The sequence below is a fragment of the Acetobacter fabarum genome, assembly GCF_040702925.2.
In the GTDB taxonomy this organism is placed as follows: Bacteria; Pseudomonadota; Alphaproteobacteria; order Acetobacterales; family Acetobacteraceae; genus Acetobacter; species Acetobacter fabarum_B.
The window spans coordinates 1-1,665 of sequence record NZ_JBFCXX020000049.1; the positions used below are offsets into that span (position 1 = coordinate 1).

The window sequence follows — 1,665 nt, forward strand, 5'->3', positions numbered from 1 at the left end:
CGACGACTTGCACCTCATCCCGCTTCTTGATGTAATTTGTGCTACGTTGCAGATAAGTGACTTATCCAAAGTTGCCCGGTGAGCAGTCGGCCCGCGTCTCGACGCGCCTGAGCAGATTTTTTTTGTGCAAACTGTGATATCGCACAGGTCATAACCAATACGTTGGGAGTGTCGACCCATTGTGGTTGAAGTCTGTATGACATGCCTGAGACCACCATCTCATTGTACGGAAGTCTCGGGCTACGCCGAAATACTAATTCGGTAATTATTATTTATGTCGCGGATCATCTTTTGAATTGATATAGGTCATGCCGAAAGGAGCGACACCGGAAACCTGTAAAATAGCTCCGCTGTCCCCAGCCTTCAGGGCGTGCCCCATATTCACCGGAAGATGTACGAACCCGCTCGCTTCCATATGAGCCCGCGGATGAGAGCATAATCAATCGTCGTCGATCGGCTCGCGGCACACCCGTCAGGTCCATCATCAGTTATTGGTCACATCAGGCAGATGTCTGGTGTAGGCTTCGCGTTGCTACAATCCCCTAATGACGGTCATGAGAGCTTATTATCCTGTCCGAAAAATGGGGACCACCTCACCGGCAAGTGGGTGACAGGACTGCGTGTCGTTACCACCTATTACCCACAGTCCTTCTGCATACGGTAAGAAGGAGTCCGTCTTTTGAACCTCGATCGTTAGGATGATCTCATGGCTGGTAAACGTATTCTCATGCTCGCAGGTGATTTCGTTGAAGATTACGAAATCATGGTGCCATTCCAGATGCTGCTGATGGTTGGACACAAGGTGGATGTGGTGTCTCTGGGCAAGAAGGCTGGCGAGCAGGTGGCGACGGCCATCCACGATTTCGAAGGCCATCAGACCTACACCGAAAAGCGTGGCCACAACTTCACGCTCAACGCCACCTATGCAGACACGAAAGCAGATGATTACGATGCGCTGGTCATTCCGGGCGGTCGTGCGCCTGAACAGCTCAGCACCGATGAAAGCGTGCTGGACTTGATCCGGGCCTTTGTGACGGCTGACAAGCCGATTGCTGCCGTCTGCCATGGCCCGCAGCTTCTCGCTGCTGCCAATGTCATTTCCGGTCGCAAGGTTTCTGCCTATCCCGCCTGTCGTGCTGAAATGATGCTTGCAGGCGCAGACTATCAGGCGATTGCGATTGATGGGGCTGTGACGGACGGTAAGCTGGTGACAGCACCAGCATGGCCAGCACACCCGGCCTGGATCGGCCAGTTCCTTAAGGTTCTGGGCACGAAGATCGAAGCCTGATTGTTATCCGCAGGGAAAGACCCGCCATGTGTGAACTCTACGTCCGCGCCGACCCGATCTTTTACGAAAGCCGGACACGGTCCCTGCGGATCCATGGTGTCGTCACCACGATCCGGCTGGAGAACATGTTCTGGGATGTCTTGACGGAAATTGCCGCAGCCGATGGCATGACCGTCAACCAACTCATCACGAAGCTTTCGGATGAAATTCTGGAGCTTCGGGGTGAGCTGCCCAATATGGCGTCTTTTCTGCGGGTCAGTTGCCTGCGCTATCTGGACCGGGAGCGTCAGATCCAAAGCGTTCCGGGATCTGTGGCTGTTCAGCCCGTTCCGCTGCAAAGGGTCGGTTAAACCTTACTGTCTGAATCAAAAAGCGAC

General features: G+C 53.9%; 2 protein-coding genes. Both read left to right on the forward strand.

The window, feature by feature from the left end:
* The first annotated feature begins 706 nt into the window (after positions 1–706).
* On the forward strand, positions 707–1,288 hold the full coding sequence (locus AB2L51_RS15000) for a DJ-1/PfpI family protein (protein ID WP_126621626.1): 582 nt from the start codon (positions 707–709) through the stop codon (positions 1,286–1,288).
* A 26-nt stretch (positions 1,289–1,314) separates the two neighbouring features.
* The gene (locus AB2L51_RS15005) at positions 1,315–1,638 is read left to right on the forward strand and encodes a ribbon-helix-helix domain-containing protein (protein WP_048845212.1); all 324 of its coding nucleotides are present in this window, start codon (positions 1,315–1,317) and stop codon (positions 1,636–1,638) included.
* Positions 1,639–1,665: the final 27 nt, after the last annotated feature.